The 19635-nt window shown below is 62.7% G+C and carries 19 protein-coding genes and 1 pseudogene; 12 read left to right on the top strand and 8 right to left on the bottom strand.

Going from position 1 to position 19635, the window contains the following annotated elements:
• Window positions 1-15: 15 nt before the first annotated feature.
• Window positions 16-1407, bottom strand: a complete 1392-nt coding sequence (fliI, locus tag GGQ67_RS11200) for a flagellar protein export ATPase FliI (RefSeq protein ID WP_183900246.1) — start codon at window positions 1405-1407, stop codon at window positions 16-18.
• Window positions 1408-1423: 16 nt separating this feature from the next.
• On the bottom strand, window positions 1424-2158 hold the full coding sequence (gene flgF, locus GGQ67_RS11195; protein WP_183900245.1) for a flagellar basal-body rod protein FlgF: 735 nt from the start codon (window positions 2156-2158) through the stop codon (window positions 1424-1426).
• A 319-nt stretch (window positions 2159-2477) separates the two neighbouring features.
• Here flgF and GGQ67_RS25650 point away from each other — a divergent pair.
• The 6 genes and pseudogenes from GGQ67_RS25650 to GGQ67_RS11170 all read left to right on the top strand — a co-directional run.
• Window positions 2478-2576 (top strand): annotated as a pseudogene (locus GGQ67_RS25650) (flagellar motor stator protein MotA); the annotation flags it as partial.
• 5 nt (window positions 2577-2581) lie between these two features.
• On the top strand, window positions 2582-3520 hold the full coding sequence (locus tag GGQ67_RS11190) for a FliM/FliN family flagellar motor switch protein (RefSeq protein WP_183900244.1): 939 nt from the start codon (window positions 2582-2584) through the stop codon (window positions 3518-3520).
• A gap of 62 nt (window positions 3521-3582) precedes the next feature.
• On the top strand, window positions 3583-4152 hold the full coding sequence (gene fliN / locus GGQ67_RS11185; RefSeq protein WP_183900243.1) for a flagellar motor switch protein FliN: 570 nt from the start codon (window positions 3583-3585) through the stop codon (window positions 4150-4152).
• A gap of 29 nt (window positions 4153-4181) precedes the next feature.
• Window positions 4182-5222, top strand: coding sequence for a flagellar motor switch protein FliG (gene fliG / locus GGQ67_RS11180; protein WP_183900242.1), 1041 nt, complete (start codon window positions 4182-4184; stop codon window positions 5220-5222).
• A gap of 126 nt (window positions 5223-5348) precedes the next feature.
• Window positions 5349-6428 (top strand): flagellar biosynthesis protein FlhB, encoded by a 1080-nt coding sequence (flhB, locus tag GGQ67_RS11175; protein ID WP_183900241.1) that lies wholly within the window; start codon window positions 5349-5351, stop codon window positions 6426-6428.
• Window positions 6429-6432: 4 nt separating this feature from the next.
• A complete protein-coding gene (locus GGQ67_RS11170; RefSeq protein WP_183900240.1) occupies window positions 6433-6873 on the top strand; it encodes a hypothetical protein in 441 nt (146 codons plus the stop codon).
• A 21-nt stretch (window positions 6874-6894) separates the two neighbouring features.
• Here GGQ67_RS11170 and visR read toward each other — a convergent pair whose 3' ends face one another.
• The 4 genes from visR to GGQ67_RS11150 all read right to left on the bottom strand — a co-directional run bounded on the left by visR (window position 6895) and on the right by GGQ67_RS11150 (window position 10567).
• Window positions 6895-7644: a transcriptional regulator VisR gene (visR, locus tag GGQ67_RS11165; protein WP_183900239.1), complete on the bottom strand. Its 750-nt coding sequence runs from the start codon at window positions 7642-7644 to the stop codon at window positions 6895-6897.
• Window positions 7645-7656: 12 nt separating this feature from the next.
• On the bottom strand, window positions 7657-8403 hold the full coding sequence (gene visN / locus GGQ67_RS11160; protein ID WP_183900238.1) for a transcriptional regulator VisN: 747 nt from the start codon (window positions 8401-8403) through the stop codon (window positions 7657-7659).
• A 412-nt stretch (window positions 8404-8815) separates the two neighbouring features.
• Window positions 8816-10186 (bottom strand): IS1182 family transposase, encoded by a 1371-nt coding sequence (locus tag GGQ67_RS11155; RefSeq protein WP_183900237.1) that lies wholly within the window; start codon window positions 10184-10186, stop codon window positions 8816-8818.
• A 99-nt stretch (window positions 10187-10285) separates the two neighbouring features.
• The gene (locus tag GGQ67_RS11150) at window positions 10286-10567 is read right to left on the bottom strand and encodes a hypothetical protein (RefSeq protein ID WP_018899882.1); all 282 of its coding nucleotides are present in this window, start codon (window positions 10565-10567) and stop codon (window positions 10286-10288) included.
• A 218-nt stretch (window positions 10568-10785) separates the two neighbouring features.
• Here GGQ67_RS11150 and GGQ67_RS11145 point away from each other — a divergent pair, with 218 nt between their 5' ends.
• The 6 genes from GGQ67_RS11145 (at window position 10786) to GGQ67_RS11120 (ending at window position 16777) form a co-directional block, all read left to right on the top strand.
• A complete protein-coding gene (locus GGQ67_RS11145) occupies window positions 10786-12678 on the top strand; it encodes a peptidylprolyl isomerase (protein WP_183900236.1) in 1893 nt (630 codons plus the stop codon).
• A gap of 15 nt (window positions 12679-12693) precedes the next feature.
• Window positions 12694-13710, top strand: a complete 1017-nt coding sequence (trpD, locus tag GGQ67_RS11140) for an anthranilate phosphoribosyltransferase (RefSeq protein WP_183900235.1) — start codon at window positions 12694-12696, stop codon at window positions 13708-13710.
• 9 nt (window positions 13711-13719) lie between these two features.
• Window positions 13720-14532, top strand: coding sequence for an indole-3-glycerol phosphate synthase TrpC (trpC, locus tag GGQ67_RS11135; protein WP_183900234.1), 813 nt, complete (start codon window positions 13720-13722; stop codon window positions 14530-14532).
• A gap of 1 nt (window position 14533) precedes the next feature.
• Entirely contained in the window at window positions 14534-15034 is a 501-nt protein-coding gene (moaC, locus tag GGQ67_RS11130) for a cyclic pyranopterin monophosphate synthase MoaC (protein WP_183900233.1), read from the top strand.
• Window positions 15031-16254, top strand: a complete 1224-nt coding sequence (locus GGQ67_RS11125; RefSeq protein WP_183900232.1) for a molybdopterin molybdotransferase MoeA — start codon at window positions 15031-15033, stop codon at window positions 16252-16254. The genes moaC and GGQ67_RS11125 overlap by 4 nt, the downstream gene beginning before the upstream one ends.
• A 109-nt stretch (window positions 16255-16363) precedes the next feature.
• Window positions 16364-16777 (top strand): ACT domain-containing protein, encoded by a 414-nt coding sequence (locus GGQ67_RS11120; protein ID WP_183900231.1) that lies wholly within the window; start codon window positions 16364-16366, stop codon window positions 16775-16777.
• Between the two features lie 21 nt (window positions 16778-16798).
• Here the strand turns inward: GGQ67_RS11120 and GGQ67_RS11115 are convergent, their stop codons facing one another.
• Entirely contained in the window at window positions 16799-17635 is an 837-nt protein-coding gene (locus tag GGQ67_RS11115) for a class I SAM-dependent methyltransferase (protein WP_246400164.1), read from the bottom strand.
• Between the two features lie 47 nt (window positions 17636-17682).
• Window positions 17683-19605 (bottom strand): DEAD/DEAH box helicase, encoded by a 1923-nt coding sequence (locus tag GGQ67_RS11110; protein WP_183900229.1) that lies wholly within the window; start codon window positions 19603-19605, stop codon window positions 17683-17685.
• Between the last annotated feature and the right edge of the window lie 30 nt (window positions 19606-19635).

Below are 19635 nucleotides of genomic sequence, written 5' to 3'. Positions count from 1 at the left end.
CATCTTCTAGCTCGGCTATCTGCGTACGTTCGGCTGATTGCCGATACCGGCCGCCGCCTTCAAGGCTCCCGCCAGATCGGCAAAGGAATCGGGGGATGGCGGATCGCCCGGCGATTGCTTCAGTACGTCGTAAATGATCGGCACCTGCTTGACCGCCATGTCCAGATCGGGATCGGCGCCCTGGCGATAACCACCGATCAGGCGAAGGTCGCGGGTTTCCTCGTAGCGGTGAACCAGTGCCTTGAGGCGCGAGACAAGCTTCTCCTGGTCCGGCGTCCACGCCTTGCGCGCCAGACGCGAGATCGACGCGAGCGGATCGATGGGGGGATAGCGTCCCTCGTCGGCGAGACTGCGCTGGAGAACGAGGTGGCCGTCGAGAATACCGCGGGTGGAGTCGGCGATCGGATCGTTGTGATTGTCGCCGTCGACCAGGATCGAGATGATCGCCGTGATGGTGCCGGTTCCCTCGGGGCCGGGGCCGGCGCGTTCGAGAAGGCGCGGCAACTCGGTGAACACGGATGCCGGATAGCCGCGCGCGATCGGCGGCTCGCCCGAGGCGGTCGCGACTTCGCGGATGGCATGGGCAAAGCGCGTCACGCTATCGACGATCAGGAGCACGTTGTCGCCCTGATCACGGAAATGCTCGGCGATGGTGATCGCGGTCAGCGGCGCCATCTTGCGCAACATCGGGCTTTCATCGCTGGTCGCAACGACGACGACGGATTTCTGCATGTCGGCGCCAAGCGTATCCTCGATGAATTCGCGCACCTCGCGACCGCGTTCGCCGACAAGCGCGATCACGACCTTGTCGAAGGCCGCAGCGCGCGCGAGCATCGACAGCAGCGTGGATTTGCCGACGCCGGAGCCCGCGAAGATGCCGAGGCGCTGGCCGAGACAAAGCGGAGAGAAGATGTCGATGGCGCGGACACCGGTCTTGAAGCCTTTTTCGACACGCTGACGGGTCATCGACGGCGGCGCGGTGTTGGAGATCGACCGGCGCTTCAGACCCTCGACGATCGGGCCGTTGCCATCGATCGGCTCGCAGAGCGAACTGATGGTTCGCCCGCACCAGCTGTCCGACGGCGCGATGCGGAAGGCGCCCTTGCGGATGACGGTATCGTGAATCCCGATCGGTTCGCCGGGCTCGATGGGGCATACATAGGCAAGATCCGGCTCGACGCGCACGACTTCGCCGAGATGCACACCGGTCGGCGACCTGTGCGCGACGAACTCGCCCAGGCGAAGATGGCGCGACAGGCCCGTGACCGTGTAGTGACCGGTCGCGATCGTCTGCACATGGCCGCCGGGCGCGATCATGAAATCGGGCTTGGCGTAGCGTGCGGCAAGCGCCTCGAGATGGGTGAGCTTCGGAGAGAGCGCCGCCTCGGTCAGCAATTCGTTACCCATGGATCAAACCTTCCGCCTAGCGGCTGCCGCCAAGGGTCCTGATGGCTTCGCCGAAGGACGATTCACTGTCCTTGGTGAGCGAGGTCATGCTTTCGAACGCACGATTGACTTCGATCAGCTGGGTGATTTCGCGCATGGCGTTGACGTTCGAGTTTTCGAGATAGCCCTGCCGCACGCCGACGTTGAAGCGGTCGGTGACCGCTACCGGCGCCTGCGTGGGCATGATGCCGCTGTTTTCGTAGCGCAGGTAACCCTTCGAGATATCCGCTTCGAAGAGCCCCAGCGAACCGACCTGCTTGTCGTTCTGGTAGATCATGCCGTCGGCGCCAACCTTCGGCTCTCCGGCGGTCTTGTCGAGTATGATGGGCGCGCCGCCGGCGTCGAGCACCGAATATCCGCGCACGGACACAAGCTCCCCGGTGTCGGTCAGCGTGAAGCGGCCGTCCTTGGTCAGAACCTTGCCGGCGGGGGTATTGAGCGAGAACCACGCATCGCCCCTGATCGCAAAATCGAGCATGTTGCCGGTCTGGTTCATTTCGCCACTCTCGGCCGACAGGTAGTCGTTGCCCTGGGAAACGTACGCGATCTTCGCGTTGATCTTGTTCTCTGTCTCGCCGATCAGCTGATTGAACTTGACCTCGGTGCCACGAAAGCCGGTCGTGTTCACGTTCGCCAGGTTGTCCGCGATCGTGTCGAGGCGACGCATAAGTGCCATCTGCGACGACAGCGAAACATAGAGACCGGATTGCATCGGGATAGGCTCCTGGCATTGGCGATGAACGTTACGAAACCCGGGTGTTGTGGTGTGTTGGACCCCGATTCCGCTGAGGCGGCATCTCAGACATGGGCATGGTGGCCCACTCGTCAGCAACAGACTGTCACCAAATCCTTGCGCGAAGCTGGCATCCGGGAAGCCTTCAAAGAAGCTTGATCCGCAAGGCCAGGATCAGCCTCACGCAAGCCAGCGATCCTATCCCTTCGGTTGAAAAGGAAGTTCAGGCTGGACTGACGATGAATATCATTATCGGGTTTGTCATTATCTGCGGCTGTATCATCGGCAGCTTCATGGCGAATACGGCCGCAAGACGATCTCGGCTTACGCACGTCCTTCAATCGACGCGGTCGAGCAAGACATGATGAACCCCGGTGGTGAGAACAAGGCGGCCTGACGGACATGAACGCGCAACTTCAAAAACCCCTCATGGACGATGCACTGCTCGCGAAGCTGACGGGCAGGCTGGGCGACAAGGCAACGGTGGAGAAACTCTGCGCGGCGTTCGGCGACGTCTACCGCGTCTTTCTTCCTGACGTCATCAAGAGCGAGACAAACCTCGACGTGCAGGTCAATTATCTCGGCTGCCAGGCGGGCTACAAGCATGACCTGGTCGCCGATCTCGGCGACAGCGTCACCCTCGTCGACGGATCGCTTCGCAACTGGTCGCAGGATATCACGCTTTCCTGCGGCAACGGCTTCATCATCACCCTGATGGAACACCTGCTTGGCGCATCACCCGAGACCGTCGAACAGCCGGCCGATCGCCAGCTCTCGATCATCGAGCTGGAACTTGCCGTCACGGTCTTCGAGAAGATCGCCAGCGTATTGCGCTCCGCCGTCAACGCGCCGGGTGGTTTCGAGCCCATGCTCGAGACGCCTCACGCAGCCGAGACCCGGCCCAAGGCGCCGGACGACAAGCCGGACGAATTCGCGGCCGCGATCAACATGTCGATCACGCTCTCGGGGATCACATCGGAGTTCTCGCTCATCGCTCCCCAGGCGGCGCTGCTGAAGACAACCGTCGTTGCCCCGCGCGCGAAGAATGCATCAGCCAACTCGTCGGAGTGGACGGAACAGATCAGCGAACAGGTTCGCCGTTCGCAGGTAACGCTGGAAGCAAGGATCCGCCTTCAGGAGCTGACGCTGCGCACCATCTCCAAGCTCGCGGCCGGCGACGTCATTCCTTTCCTCGACAGCGGTGATGTCCGCGTCGACGTCAGTGCCAATAGCAAAGAGCTTTACGTGTGTGAGTTTGGACGCTCGGGCGAGAATTATACCGTCAGGGTGAAGGATACGATCAACTCGGATGACGACCTCATCCGCTACTTAATGAATTAACGCATTTCGGCCCCTGACCCCCAAGGCAGGTTGAGGCAAGTTTCAACTGGAATAGTGATTTCATGGCGACGAAAAAAACAAAGAGCACCGATCTCGAGCAACCAGGCAACGAAGCCGAGCTTGATCAGGCTATCGATGATCTGCGTGGCGTTCTGAAAACCGACGCGGAAGGCGGCATGCCCGATTTCGGCGGCGACGATCTCGACGCGTTTGGCGGCGGTACCGATCTGTCGGCATTCGGCGGCGATCTCGATACCGGCACGGACACGGATTTCGGCGGCGGCGATTTCGGCGGCACGTCGGACTTCGGCGGCGTTTCCGATTTTGGCGACACCTCGGCGAGCGCCGGTGTCGCGGCCCCGCTCGGCAGCGCGATGCAGTCGAACATGGATCTGATCATGGACATCCCGATCGATGTCCAGATCATGCTCGGCAGCAGCCGCATGCAGGTATCCGGCCTGATGAATCTCAACGAGGGCGCGACGATCGCGCTGGACAAGAAGATCGGCGAGCCGGTCGAAATCATGGTGAACGGCCGCAAGATCGCGCGCGGCGAGATCACCGTTCTTGAAAATGACGACACGCGCTTTGGCGTGAAACTGATAGAAGTTTTAGGTACTAAGAAAGCCTGATCCCGCTGTAGGGACGGAGAGGTTAGACCATGATGGACTTTGACGATTTCGGCGGCGCTCTTGCCGAGAAACCGTTGACCCAGGCTGAGAAAGCAGCGGCCGTTCTCCTCGCGATGGGGAAAGGGGTCGCTGGCAGGCTGTTGAAGTATTTCACGCAGGCCGAACTGCAGACGATCATCGGATCCGCGCAGGCCTTGCGCGCGATCCCGCCGGACGAACTGCTCGGCCTCGTGGCCGAGTTCGAGGATCTGTTCACCGAAGGCGCCGGTCTCATGGACAACGCCAAGGCGATCGAAAGCATCCTCGAAGAAGGGTTGACGCCCGACGAAGTCGACAGCCTGCTTGGCCGTCGCACGGCGTTCCAGGCCTATGAAACCTCGATCTGGGACCGGCTGGGCGAAGGCGATCCCGCCTTCATCGGAAAGTTCCTGCTGCGCGAACACCCGCAGACGGTCGCCTACATCCTGTCGATGATGCCCTCCTCCTTCGGCGCCAAGGTGCTGATGCAGATCCCGGACGGCCGGCGCGCCGACATCATGAACCGTACCGTCAACCTGAAATCCGTCAGCCCGAAGGCCGCGCAGATCATCGAGAAGCAGGTGATGACGCTGCTCGCCGAGATCGATGCCGAGAAGAATTCGATCGGCTCGACGAAGGTTGCCGAGCTGATGAACGAGATGGAAAAGCCGCAGGTCGATACCTTGCTGACATCGCTCGAATCGATCAGCCGCGAATCGGTCAACAAGGTCCGTCCGAAGATCTTCCTGTTCGAAGACATGCTGGTCATGCCGCAGCGCAGCCGCGTCATGCTGCTGAACGACATTTCCGCGGACATCCTGACCATGGCTCTGCGTGGCGCGTCGTCGGAGATGAAGGAATCCGTTCTCGCCTCGATCAGCCCGCGCCAGCGCCGCATGATCGAATCCGACCTGCAGAGCGGCACGACAGGTATCAACCCGCGCGAAATCGCGATCGCCCGCCGCGCCATAGCCCAGGAAGCGATTCGCCTGGCCAATTCCGGCCAGATCCAGCTCAAGGAAGGCGAAGCCGAGGGCGCGGCCGCGGCCTAAGCCGCTGTTGCTGTGTACAGATAGACCCGAAGCGAACGCCGCGATTGATCACGGCAGCCGCGGGGACTACAAAAGCAAGGGTCGCGCGCTGGCGCGGCCTTTTTCTTTTGAGTAGGAGTCGCGACCGTGGCGGACGACGACAAGGACAGTAAAACAGAAGACCCTACCGCGAAAAAACAAAGCGACGCGGCGGAGAAAGGCAATACACCGTTCTCGCGCGAGCTGCCGCTCTTCGCGACGGTTCTCGCCACCTACATCTACCTGATCTTCTTCCTGCCGGACGGCCTGATCGCCGCCGGCGCATCCCTCAAGGATATTTTCGAGCAGCCGGATCAGTGGAAGCTCAACACCGGGACCGACGTATTGTCGCTCTTCGTGCACCTCGGCTGGGTCAGCGCGCAACTGCTCGCGCCGGCGATGATTCTCATCATGGTCTTCGGCGTCGTCGCTTCGATCGGGCAGACCCTGCCCGTGCCGGTGCTCGAGCGCATAAGGCCGCAGTGGTCGCGCATCTCGCCGGCTCAGGGATGGTCGCGGCTGTTCAGCATGCAGGGCCTCATGGAGTTCGGCAAATCGATGACGAAGGTCGTGATCGTCGGTATCGTGGTGGTGCTGCTCCTGCGAAGCGATTACTTCGCGGCGATCGACGCGATGTTTTCCGATCCGCAGACAATCTTCGCCCGCATGATGTCGAGCATGCGGAAGATCACGCTGGTGGTGCTCATCGCGACCGCGCTCGTGGCGGTCATCGACTTCTTCTGGACCCGCTATTACTGGTTCAACGAACTGAAGATGTCGCCGCAGGAAATCAAGGAAGAAAACAAGCAATCCCAGGGCGACCCCTTCGTCAAGGGCCGGCAACGCGCGCTGATGCGCGACCGGGCAAGACGCCGCATGATCGCCAACGTGCCGCGCGCGACCATGGTGATCGCCAACCCGACCCACTTCGCCGTTGCCTTGCGCTATGTGCGCGAGGAAAACGACGCGCCTATCGTCGTCGCCAAGGGCCAGGACCTAATTGCTTTGAAAATCAGAGAGATCGCCGAGACGAACGGAATACCGGTTTTCGAAGATCCGCCGCTTGCGCGCTCCATGTTTGCGCAAGTCTCGGTGGATAGTGTCATCCCGTCAGTATTCTACAAGGCCGTCGCGGAGCTCATTCATCGGGTGTACGCGGCGCAGGCCCAGAACAACCGGGTAAGATAAACGAATGAAGAAATGCCCCTACTCTGCCCAGCGCGAGAAGATTCTAGCCGAAGCGCTCAGCCCCGTCGCGACCGAATTGCGGCTGCTGGATGCCTCGGACCTGATTTCGATCCTGCGATTTGAGTATTACGGCAATCTTTCGGACCTCGTTTCCTCGGCCGCCGAGATGTTCTTCCATCCGGGTACCGTCAACTTCGGCCATGGCGGCAGCTATACGCTCGAGTGGGGCGGCAAGCCGGAGGTCGTCATCGACCTGGAAATCAAGCCGCGCGGCGTGACCATCTACGCGCAGCTGACGCTTGCCGACGCGCATGCGGGTATCGAGATCAACCACATCGCCTTCGAGAACCCTTCGTCGAACCCACACGAAAATACGGCGTTTCTCGAGCACAGCCTCAACCAGGCGCGCTACAACGTGCCGCCGCTTCAGGCGCTCGCGAGCTGATCATTTCACGGAAAGCATAGCTTAGCTGATGTAACCGAGCCGGATCGCCTTGGCGATCGCCTGGATGCGGTTGACCGAATCGAGCTTGATCGTCGCCGAACCGAGATAGGCGTTGACGGTGTGCACCGACAGGCCCAGCTTGTCGGCGATTTCCTCGCTGATGCGGCCGTCACCGGCGAGCTGCAGGCAGGCGATCTCGCGCTCGCTGAGCGCTTCGGCGGCGGCGACACGCCGCTCGTCGAGCGACAGCAGGTCGATCATCACCTGGCAGGCGCGACCGTGCAGTTCGACGACCATGTCGTTCGGCGGATCGAGGTCATCGCCCGTAAAGACGACGAAGCCGTTGCCGATCGCACCGAGGCGAACGGGAAAAGCAAGGCCGGAGAAGGGCACGAGACCATCGGGCAGCCGCACCACGAATGGCGCCATGCCGATGGCACCAGGGAAGCTGCGATCGTGGCTACCGGCCCAGGCCAGCGGCAACAGCGATTTCTCCACGTGCTCGATCAGCGCGTCGCCATAGGCATCGACAAAGGTCTTGTGCAGCGATGCATTGGCAGAACCCCAGTTCTCCAGCTCGCAGATCAGGCGCTGCTTGGCCGGCAGGCCGGAGCCCGACATGCGATAGACAGCGAAGTTCTGCGCGTCGGCCAGCTTCTGCATGGCGACCAGGCGCGGGAAAAGATCAGATCGGCTGCTGACCCTGCTGGCGCGCGCCGAGCGCCCGGCAGTGTCTGCGTTGCTGATCGAGCGGCCCGATGCGTATGCCATGAGCGCGTCCCCTTACACCAGATTGTTTCTGACCGCGAAAGCGATGGCTTCGGAACGCGTCTTCGTCGCCGTTTTGCGCATGACGCTGGTGATGTAATTGTTGATGGTGTTGCGCGATATGCCGAGGATCATCGCGATTTCGTCGCTGGTCTTGCCTTCGGCGATCCAGAAGAGACATTCGAGTTCGCGATCGGTCAGTTCGAAATCGCGATCCGTCGTCGTGCCGCTATATTGCAGCAGGCTCGTGTAATAGGCGGTGAGCAGACCGACATCCCTCAGGCGCTCCTGCGAGAGAATGAAGCCGTCGTCGAACAGGAACATCAGCGCAAGGCGCGAACGCCCGATATTGAACATCAGCGAGCAATATTGGCGGCTGGCGCCATCGGGAACATCGGCCGTTTCAGGCAGGACGGCGAAGTGCGGCTGGAACAGCTGCATGCATTTCTCAAGCTCGGTCGCACGACCGAAACCGCCTACGAACGCTTCAGCGAGGTTGGTAACGAGATCGAAGGGCCAGTCGGACGAGACCACGAAATCGAGGCCTGCTTCCTGCAGCAGATCGGCACGCGCCAGGAGATAGTGCGAAGCCCCCACATAGTCGGTCAGGATGCGCAAACCAGGCTGCAACCTTCCCGTGCCCGCTATCTCACAAAGCTGGGCGATGAGTTCCGAGCGCGACGACAGGTTGGCCGTGGCAATCCCGACGAAGTTTCCTGTCCTCGTCTCGCTCTTGAGAGCTTGCAAAATATGCATGTCCATTGGCAATTCCTGAGGCTGAGAACCTATCACGAAAAAAGCTTGATCACGTCTGTCAGCAAAGAAATGCACCTTCTCCGCGAATCATCCAAGGGTACGCAAACAGATGCAAATCACCATCTCCGAGTTCTGGGGATTTACTTTGTCCGCAAACTGTGCGCTGATTCGCACAAGGAAATCATCTCTTAGAAGTTATAGTAAGCTAAGATGATTCGAGGGCCTATTGCAATACGATTCGCGTCAAACGCGAGTCATGCACTGATTTCGTGCGTGCGATGTGTGCAAAAGAAAAAGGGCCGGTTTCCCGGCCCTTCAGACTGCTGACAAACCCCGTCATTTTTTGGCGGGGTTTATTTTGTTCTGAGTTGCGCGCTGGATCGGCTGTTTTGAACGAGGCTTTCGGATGGCCGCTTGCTCATGCGGGGCTCGGTTGGCTGGCCTTGGTGAGGGCCATTGCGATCTTCTTGATGTTCTGGGCGGTTGCGGCCATCAGGCACTGGCATTGGACCCGAACGAGACTTCGGAACCGCGCGTAGCGGTGGCCATGCAGCTGTTTGGCATCGGCGAAGGATCGCTCGACCGTCTCCTTGCGCCGTTTATAGACCGCCTTGCCCCAGGGCTTGAGCCGGTTGGCATCGGTGCGCTCGCGGGCATCGGCCCAGACATGGCGGGTGATGGTGCGCACCGCCTTGCCGTTCGATGTGCACGACGCCAGAAGCGGGCAATCGCGGCAGATCACCGGGTCTGACGTGTAGTGGCGATAGCCGTTGCGGTCGGTGGTGGCGTAGGTAAGCAACTGGCCTTCGGGGCAACGATAGCCATCCACCTCGGCGTCATGGACGAACTTCGACTTGCGCATCATGCCGGCTTTCGGCGGGGTCGGGTTGCGATAACCGGTGACGCCGAGGATGGCGCGATCCTCCAGGCCGTTGGCGATGCCTGAAGTCGCATAGCCGGCATCCAGGCCCACCGCCTTGACGTCGAAAGAGAAGCGCTCGCGCTGGCGGTCCAGCCGGTCGAGGTAGATGATGCTGTCATGCACGTTGGCCGGCGTCGCATGGGTGTCGGTGATGATCGCATGACGGCCATCGACGGTGCGGTGATCGAGATAGAAGAAGCCCTTGGGCTTGCCGTCGCGCACCATGTAGCCGCTGTCGGGATCGGTGCGGCTGACCTTGGTCTGCTTGATCTCGGGCTCGCGCTCCTTCTCCTTCAAGGGCTTCTGGCCATGCAGCGCCCGCTCGGCCTCGATCGCCCGGTCGAGATCGGCCCAGTAGTCGGAACGCGACTTGGCGACCATCTCGAGATCGTACTTGCCCTTGTTGGCATTGGCCTTCAGATGCGTGCTGTCGGTATAAAGAACGGTACCGTCGACCAGGCCGTGGCCGATCGCCTGTTCGACGATGTGGTCGAAGATGTCCTGGGCGACCGACGTATCGTTGAAGCGCCGCCGCCGGTTCTGGCTGAGCGTCGAGGCATCGAACACCCCGTCCGTCAGCTTCATCCGCAGAAACCAGCGATAGGCGACATTGACCTCAATCTCACGCACCAGCTGACGCTCCGAGCGGATACCGAACAGGTAGCCGATGAACAGCGCCTTGAACATCAAGGTCGGATCGAGCGGCGGTCGGCCGTTGTCGGCGCAATAAAGCCCGGCAACGCGATCATGGATAAAGGTGAAGTCGATCACCGCATCGATCTTGCGAAGCAGGTGATCCTTGGGAACCAGACTGTCGAGCGTCACCATCTCGAGAGCCGTCTGTTCGGGAGCAGGTTTCTTCAACATGTCCCAGTGAATCACAAACCCCCAGCAAGAGCCAGGGGTTTGTCAGCAGTCTGAGGCCGAGCTTTGCGGCTCGGCCCATCCGGTCTCCGTCGAGATATTCTATCGGCGGCTCATCAGGCCAAACAAGTATGCCACGCCGGCGGTCACCGCGATCGCGAGAATTGGCTCCTCGCGGACCTTGTCGCGAACGCGCTCCGTCAGGACCGAGGCTTCATCGGCAACGGCGGTCTTGGCGCCCTGCCCCAGCGCAACGACACTCTCGGACAAACGCGCCAGATCTTCCCGCAACGCGGCCACCTGCGCGGACAGATCGTCCGTTGCGATTTCCGCCTTGACGCGCGCGGCTGTGGACTGTGCGGAGGCGGTTTTCATGTCGGCCATTGTTTGCTCCTGTTTCCTGGGAATGCTGTTCAACGAAATAGCGCCGCCAAAGGTTCCGCAAGCGAGCATCTTTTGTCGTTGGTCGGCGCCGCGAAACGGGGCTGATATAGCGCGGATGTTTTCGCGCGATAACCCTTCAATTCCTGATGCGTTTGCTCTAAGGAACGTCCAATGCTTTGCCCGCGAACGGGCGAATATATTGCGAGGTTTGCGTTTCGATGTTCGATCTTCTCCGTAGAGCCGCCCGGACCTGGGCCGCCAAGCTCCTGTTGCTGCTCCTTGTCGCCTCTTTCGGCATCTGGGGCGTGTCGAGCTCCCTGCTCACCGGCAGCACCAGCACGACCGTGGTCAAGGTCGGCGACCAGGAGGTCGGCGTCAACGAGTACCGTCTCGCCTATCAGCGCCAGGTCTCGAACCTCAGCCAGCAGTTCGGCATGCGCCTGACGCCCGAACAGGCGCGCGCCTTCGGCGTCGAACAGCAGGTGATTTCGCAGCTGGTTGCCGGCGCTTCGCTCGACCAGCTCGCGGCGGACATGAATCTCGGCCTCTCCGAAGACCGCCTGGCCAAGCTGATCGGCGACGACCCGGCGTTCAAGGCGGTCAACGGCCAGTTCGACCGTTCGCTGTTCACCTCGCGCCTGCGCAATGCCGGCATCCGCGAGGACGACTATATCAACGAGCGCAGCAAGGTCGCGGTCCGCAGCCAGATCGTCGATGCGATCTCGAACGGCTTCACGCCGCCGAAGACGCTCGTCGATTCCCTCAAGCTCTATCGCCAGGAAAGCCGGGGCATCGATTATCTGCTGCTCACCAACGCCAATATCGAGCCGATCAAGGCGCCGGCGGACGACGTTCTGGCGAAATGGTTCGAAGGCGCCAAGCCGCGGTATCGCGCGCCCGAGTACCGCAAGTTCACTTATCTGAAACTGCAGCCGGCCGACATCGCCGACGCTGGAACGGTGACCGACGATCAGATCCGCGAGGATTTCGAGAAGCGCAAGGACACCTACCGCACGCCGGAGAGCCGCACGATCGAGCAGCTGACCTTCCAGAACAAGGATCTCGCCGACGCGGCCGCCAACGCGCTGAAGACCGGCACGACCTTCGACCAGCTGGTGACCGACCAGGGCAAGACCGCCAACGACGTGATGCTCGGCGAGTTCACCAAGGACAACGTTCCCGATCTGTCGCTCGCCGACGCGGCCTTCGCCGTCTCCCGCAGCGGCGGCACGTCGCCGGTCGTCGAAGGCAGCTTCGGCCCGGTGATCCTGCGCGTCACCAACATCAAGCCCGAGAGCGCGAAGACCTTCGACGAGGTCAAGGAAGACCTGCGCAATCAGCTCGCCGTCGCCAACGCATCGCAGCAGATGATCACCGTTCACGATCAGATCGAGGAAATGCGCAGCTCGGGCTCGACGCTCGACCAGATCGCCACGCAGCTTAAGCTCAAGGCTGTCACCATCGACGCCGTCGATGCAACGGGCCTCGACAAGGCGGGCAACGCCGTCAAGGACATTCCGGAACAGCAGCAGGTGCTGAGCGCCGTATTCCGCGCCGAAGCAGGCGCGGACGTCCCGTCGCTGTCGATCGGCACGGATGGCTATCTCTGGTTCGCTCTGGGTGAGGTCACGCCCGAGCGCGACCGCCCGCTTGCCGAAGTGCGCGACAAGGCCGTCGCCGACTGGACGGCCGAGCAGCAGAAGATCGAACTCGCCAAGAAGGCCGACGAGCTGAAGCAGCAGGCCCAGAAGGGCACCGCGCTTGCCGATATCGCCGCGCCGCTCGGCATCTCCGTCGAAACCAAGAGCGGCATCACCCGCGGCATGGACGACGCGGTTCTCGGAACGCCTGGTGTCAACGCCGCCTTCTCCGGCCCGATCGACACGATCGCGGCCGCTGTCGGCGCCGATCCGACGACACAGATCCTGATGAAGGTGACCGAGGTGAACACCGAGCCGACAGGCGACGTGCTTGCAAACCAGGACCAGCAGATCAACGCCATCGCCAACGCCGCCGGTGACGATATCCTGGATCAGATGGTCTCGCTGCTGCAGACGCAGTATGGCGTCTCGGTCAACCAGCAGCTCGCCGAACAGGCAGCATCACGCTAAGGGGACATTGAACGCATGACCGATCTGAAGCCCCTCCTGGCGAAGGCAGCAAGCCGCGAACCTCTCACGCGCGAGGAGGCCCGCGAGGCCTTCGACATCCTGATGTCCGGCCAGGCAACGCCTTCGCAGATCGGCGGCTTCCTGATGGCGCTTCGGGTTCGCGGCGAGACCGTCGACGAGATCGTCGGCGCCGTCACGACCATGCGTTCGAAGATGCTGACGGTGGAAGCACCCGCCGACGCCATCGACATCGTCGGCACGGGCGGCGACGCCAGCGGCACCTACAACATCTCGACGCTGGCGGCCTTGATCGTCGCCGGCGCCGGCGTGCCCGTCGCCAAGCACGGCAACCGCGCTCTGAGCTCCAAATCGGGTGCTGCCGACAGCCTGGCGGCGCTGGGCGTCAAGCTCGACGTAACGCCCGAGATCATCTCGCGCTGCATCCGCGAGGCCGGCGTCGGCTTCATGTTCGCGCAGCAGCACCACTCGGCGATGCGCCATGTCGGCCCGTCGCGCGTCGAACTCGGCACGCGCACGATCTTCAACGTTCTCGGCCCGCTCTCCAATCCGGCCGGCGTACGGCGTCAGCTGCTTGGTGTCTATTCGCCGCAGCTCGTCATGCCGATCGCCGAGGTGATGCGCGACCTCGGGTCCGAGAGCGTGTGGGTCGTGCACGGCAACGGCCTCGACGAGATCACCACAACGGGCAAGACCAGCGTGGCGGCGCTCGAGGGTGGCAAGATCCGCAGCTTCGAACTGTCGCCGGCCGATTTCGGCGTCGATACGGTCGAACTCGAGGCCATCAAGGGCGGCGACGGCGTCGTCAACGCGGCTGCGCTGCGCGACGTGCTCAGCGGCGCGAAGAACGCCTACCGCGATATCGCGCTGGCCAATGCCGCCGCATCGCTCGTCATCGCCGGCAAGGCGGAAACGCTGCATGACGGCATGCGGCTCGCCGCCCAGTCGCTCGACAGCGGCGCGACCGCGGGTGCGCTCGACAAACTTGTCGCCGTATCCAACGACCTGGACTAGGATACCGACATGACCGACATTCTGCAGAAGATCGAACTCTACAAGCGCGAAGAGATCGCCGCGGCGAAAGCCAGGGTTTCGCTCGCCGATCTGAAGGCGCTACAGCAGGAGCAGACGCCGCCGCGCGGCTTCCACAAGGCGCTGATCGCCAAGCGCGATGCGGGCGAGTTCGGCCTGATCGCCGAGATCAAGAAGGCAAGCCCCTCCAAGGGCCTGATCCGGCCGAACTTCGATCCGCCGGCTCTGGCCGAAGCTTACGAACTCGGCGGCGCAGCCTGTCTTTCCGTGCTGACGGATACACCGAGCTTCCAGGGCGCGCCCGAGTTTCTGATGGCGGCGCGGGCGGCCTGCAAGCTGCCGGCGCTGCGCAAGGATTTCATGTTCGAGACCTATCAGGTGCAGGAAGCCCGCGCCTGGGGCGCCGATTGCATTCTGCTGATCATGGCCTCGCTCACGGACAGCGATGCGGAACGCCTGCAGGACGAAGCCTTCGGGCTTGGCATGGACGTGCTCGTCGAAGTGCATGACGCAGACGAGATGGAACGGGCGCTGAAGCTCTCGTCGCCGCTGGTCGGAATCAACAACCGCAATCTCAGAACCTTCGAGGTCAGCCTCAGCGTCAGCGAGGAGCTATCGGCCATGGTGCCGGATGACAGGCTGCTGGTCGGCGAAAGCGGCATCTTCACGCATGAGGATTGCAAGCGGCTGCAGGCTTTCGGCATCAACACCTTCCTCGTCGGCGAGAGCCTGATGCGCAAGGACGATGTGACGGCGGCGACGCAGGCGCTGCTCTTCGGCCAGACCTCGCTGGCGGCCGAGTAAGATGAGTGGAGAGAAGGCCGGTCTGACCCATATCGACGCGGCCGGCGAAGCGCATATGGTCGATGTCGGCGACAAGGCCGACACCACCCGTATCGCCACGGCCGAAGGCCACGTGAAGATGGCGCCCGCGACGCTTCGGCTGATCCTCGAGGGCAACGCCAAGAAGGGCGATGTGATCGGCACGGCGCGGCTGGCCGGCATCATGGCCGCCAAGCAGACCAGCAATCTCATCCCGCTCTGTCATCCGCTGATGCTGACGAAGGTTTCCGTCGACATCAGCGAGGACGGCGCCCTGCCCGGCCTGCGCGTCACCGCGACCGCCAAGCTCACGGGAAAGACCGGCGTCGAGATGGAAGCGCTGACGGCCGTCTCGGTTGCCTGCCTGACGATCTACGACATGGCCAAGGCGGCAGACAAGGCAATGGAGATCGGCGGCATCCGACTGCTTGAGAAATCGGGCGGGAAGTCGGGCGACTTCAAGCATCCGGAGCATGCGAGATGAGCCTTCTGCCCGTTGCCGAAGCGCAGGAACGGCTGCTGTCGCGGGCAAAGCCCGTGATGGCGGTCGAGACCGTTTCATTGTCTGAAGCGGATGGTCGTGTTCTCGCCACCGACGTCGCGGCACGGCTGACACAGCCGCCCTTCAATTCATCGGCGATGGACGGCTATGCGCTGCGCGGCGAGGATGCCCTTCAGCCAGGCAGCGAACTCCTGTTGATCGGGACGTCCTCGGCCGGCCATGCCTTCGGCGGCACGGTCGGCGCAGGCGAGACCGTGCGGATCTTCACCGGTGCGCCGGTTCCAGAGGGCGCCGACAGCGTATTGCTGCAGGAGGATGCGGAAAAGACCGAAAGCGGCATCCGCACCACCTATGCGGTGCGGCCGGGCCAGCATGTGCGTCCGCGCGGGCAGGACTTTGTCGAGGGCGCGCCGGTGCTGATGGCCGGCACAGTAGTCGATTTTTCGCGACTGACGGTTGCCGCCGGCATGAACCACGCGACGCTCGACGTCCGGTGCAAGCCTCTGGTCGCGCTGCTTGCGACCGGCGACGAACTGGTGACGCCGGGCCAGCAGCCGGGCCCCTCGCAGATCATTGCTTCCAGCACGTTCGGCATTGCGGCACTCGCGCGCAAGGCCGGCGCCGAGGTGCTCGATCTCGGCATCGTCGCCGATGACAAGGCCGCGATCACGACCGCCGTCGAGCGAGCAAGAAAAGCCAAGGCGGACGTGATCGTCACGCTGGGCGGCGCATCCGTCGGCGACCACGATCTCGTGCAGGCGACCTTGCTCGATGCGGGCATGGAGCTCGATTTCTGGCGGATCGCCATGCGCCCCGGAAAGCCGCTGATGGTCGGCAGTTTCGGCGATACGCATGTGCTCGGCCTGCCAGGCAACCCGGTTTCCAGCCTCGTCTGCGGCCTGCTGTTCCTCGAGCCGCTGATCCGCAAGCTCGCGTCTCTGCCTCCGGTCAAGCGGGCCGCCATGGCGGAGGCCGCCGTGAGCATGAAGGCGAACGACCAGCGGCAGGATTATGTCAGGGCAAGAGCGGTGCGTTCGCCATCGGGCGATCTTCGGGTGGAGCCATTCGGCAAGCAGGATTCGTCGATGATGAAGATCTTCGCGGAATCAGACTGCCTCATCATAAGGCCGCCGCATGCGCCGGAGCTCGCGGCCGGCGGGGCATGCGAGGTTATGTTGATCCGTCCGGAGCTGCTCGTCTGAACGCTCGGTCGGGCGCACCCGACTAATTGCTGTTATTGCGGTGACTTGTGCGGATATCGCGCTTGTTCCACACTCGACGCATCTTCAACCACAGCCGGGACGCACGATCATGACCACCCAGCCGGTTCGCAACACCAAGGCCATGCTGCGCGGCATGACGCCAAGCCTTGACGCTGCGGACTATGTGTTCTGCACGACTGAAGACGAGCAGCTCGCGATGCTGGCTGCACCAATCTCGCTCGGCTGGTTTCGGGAAGCCGAAGGCGTGTCCTTGATACTCGCACATGGCGACGCTCTGCGACTGGGATTCGACACCACACTCACCATGCGACGGATCACGCTCACCGTGTTTTCGTCGCTTGAAGGTGTCGGACTAACGGCGGCCGTCGCGACCGCGCTCGCCAATCACAACATCTCCTGCAACATGGTGGCCGCATATCATCACGATCACGTCTTCGTGCCAACGGCGGACGCGGAAGAGGCCATGAGGGTTCTGTTGGACCTGCAGGTGGCGGCAGGCTGACACTGGAGCGCCTGGAATTGGCTAGCGGTCAGGAAGCGTGGCCAAGCTGAAAATGCCGGCGCGCACCTCCGCTCCGTCGCAACCCAGACCGAAATCCGGCACGGAATACTCGGCGATGCAGCGCAGCTTCCCGGTTGGCAGCGGCATGCGATAGGGATCGCCTATCAGGACGTCGATGCCGGCGGTACGGCAGGTTTCGAGAAAGGCCAGCGTGCGCTTTGCCAGTGCTTCGTCATAGAAGAGATCACCGGCGAGCACGATATCGACCGCAGGCGGTTGACCGTCGAGGAGATCGGCGTGGATAAGATCGATCTCGACACCGTTGGCGGCCGCATTGAGGCGGGCGGCAGCGATGGCGTTTTCGTTGATGTCGGTGGCGACCACGGATGTCGCGCCTGCCTTGGCAGCGACGATCGCCACGAGGCCGGACCCGGTACCCAGATCGAGCACGCGGCGGCCGCGCACGAGATGCGGATGTTCAGCGATGTGATGCGCCAGCACCGCACCGCCGCCCCAGCCATAGGCCCAGTACGGCGCCGGTGCGTCGGGATCAGTGCCGCCGAGCCGTGACAGGCGGCTGCCGGAATGAGCGGTGTAGAGCTGGATATTTGAGAGGCCCGGGACGGGCAAAAGCCGGAGATTCTTGGCGATGAAGGCGCTGGCGTCGAAGGAAGACGTGCGCGTTTGTGGTTGAACACCATCGTCAATGGAAACGGATGTCATGCGTTCGGTTTTATCATGCATGGCGCCGCCCGATCCGGATCGGCAATCGCGCGATTCATGTTTCGCGATTGCTTGATATGAGAAACGGCGAGGCATGGCTACCAGGTCGAGTGGTGCCCTGAAAATCAGGATCATCCGAACGACCGGCGGCGCATGCGATCCTCGCCGTCACGCTTTGGGCCTCAGCCCTTCTTCTTGGAGAATTTCGGCTTCGGGCCGTTGCCGTCGAACTTCGGCTTGCCTTCGTATTTCGGCTTACCCTCGAACTTGGGCTTGCCTTCGAACTTGGGCTTGCCGGGCTTGCTCCACGGCTTGCTGTCGCGCTCGCCGGATGGTGCCGCATCGCTGCGCGGTCCCTTCTTGAAGCCACCGTCGCGCGGACGGTCGTCATAGCTCTTCTTGGCGGCGTAGGGCTTCGGACCCGATTTATTGAAATCCGGCTTGCCGTAATCCTGGCGACCGAATTCCGGCGTACCGGGCAGACGGCTGACGCGGATGCCGCGCTCCATCGTCTTGTTCGGGCCGGTTGCCGCGAGGAAGGCATCGGCGCTGCCGGCGGCGATCTCGACGAAGGTCTCTTCCGACTGCATCTTGATGGCGCCGATCTCGCGCTTGGTCAGGTTGCCGTTGCGGCAGATCATCGGGATCAGCCATCGCGGCTCGGCGTTCTGCTTGCGGCCGACCGACAACGAGAACCAGACGCTGGGGCCGAAATCGTCGCGCGGTCCACGCGGGCTCGTATCGCGCGGGCCATCGGCATTGTCGCGCGGCTTGCGCGGACCGGCCTGCAGGCTGATCTCCATCAGATCCTCCGGCGCCGACTGCTTGGCGCGATAGAGGTTGACGAAAGCGTTGGCGAGCTTTTCGGCGCCATGCGCGTCGAGGAGGCGCTTGACGATGTCCTGCTCTTCCTCGCGCGGCGCTTCCTCGAAGATCGGATCGGCGAGCAGACGTTCCTCGTCGCGGGCGATCACTTCCTCGGCCGACGGCGGCAGCGCCCAGGTGGCGGCGATGCCGGCATTGTCGAGCAGACGCTCGGCCTTGCGGCGGGCATTCAGCGGCACGATCAGCGCGCTGACACCCTTGCGGCCGGCGCGGCCGGTGCGGCCCGAGCGGTGCAACAGGGTTTCCGGATTGGTCGGCAGGTCGGCATGGATGACGAGATCGAGGCCCGGCAGGTCGATGCCGCGGGCGGCGACGTCGGTGGCGATGCAGACACGGGCGCGGCCATCGCGCATTGCCTGCAGCGCGTGGCTGCGCTCGTTCTGCGTCAGTTCACCCGAGAGCGCGACGACGTCGAAATTGCGGTTATGGAAGCGGGCTGTCAGGTGGTTGACGGCGGCGCGGGTCGAGCAGAAGACGATGGCGTTGGTCGCCTCGTAGTATCGCAGGACGTTGATGATGGCGTTTTCGCGGTCGCTCGGAGCGACGGCCAGCGCGCGATATTCGATATCGACGTGCTGCTTTTCTTCCGTCGTGGTGGCGATGCGCACGGCGTTCTTCTGGTAGCTCTTGGCGAGCTTGGCGATCGCGGCCGGCACGGTCGCCGAGAACATCAGCGTGCGGCGATCGTCCGGGGACGCATCGAGAATGAATTCGAGGTCTTCGCGGAAGCCGAGGTCGAGCATCTCGTCGGCTTCGTCGAGAACGACGGCCTTCAGATCGGACATGTCGAGCGCGCGGCGGCGGATATGGTCGCAAAGGCGACCCGGCGTGCCGACGACGATGTGCGCGCCACGCTCGAGCGCACGCCGCTCGCTGCGGATGTCCATGCCGCCGACGCAGCTGACGATGACGGCACCGGTCATCTCGTAGAGCCATTCCAGCTCGCGCTTGACCTGAAGCGCCAGCTCGCGGGTCGGGGCGATGACGAGTGCAAGCGGGGTGGCGGCCGGCTCGAAGCGATCGTCGTCGCCAAGCAGGGTCGGCGCCATGGCAAGGCCGAAGGCAACCGTCTTGCCGGAGCCGGTCTGCGCCGACACCAGCGCGTCGGATGCGGCAAGGGCCGGATCGAGCATGGATTGCTGAACGGGGGTGAGCTCGGAGTAACCGCGCTTCGCCAACGCCTTGCCGATCGCCGGAACGACGCCGCTTATCTCTGTCATTTTGTCTGTCTTTCGGAATAATCGGGCGCA

Source organism: Rhizobium metallidurans (assembly GCF_014196505.1).
GTDB lineage: Bacteria > Pseudomonadota > Alphaproteobacteria > Rhizobiales > Rhizobiaceae > Rhizobium > Rhizobium metallidurans.
The sequence above is the reverse complement of the archived record's forward strand: the minus strand, read 5'-3'. Positions and strand labels throughout refer to the sequence as shown.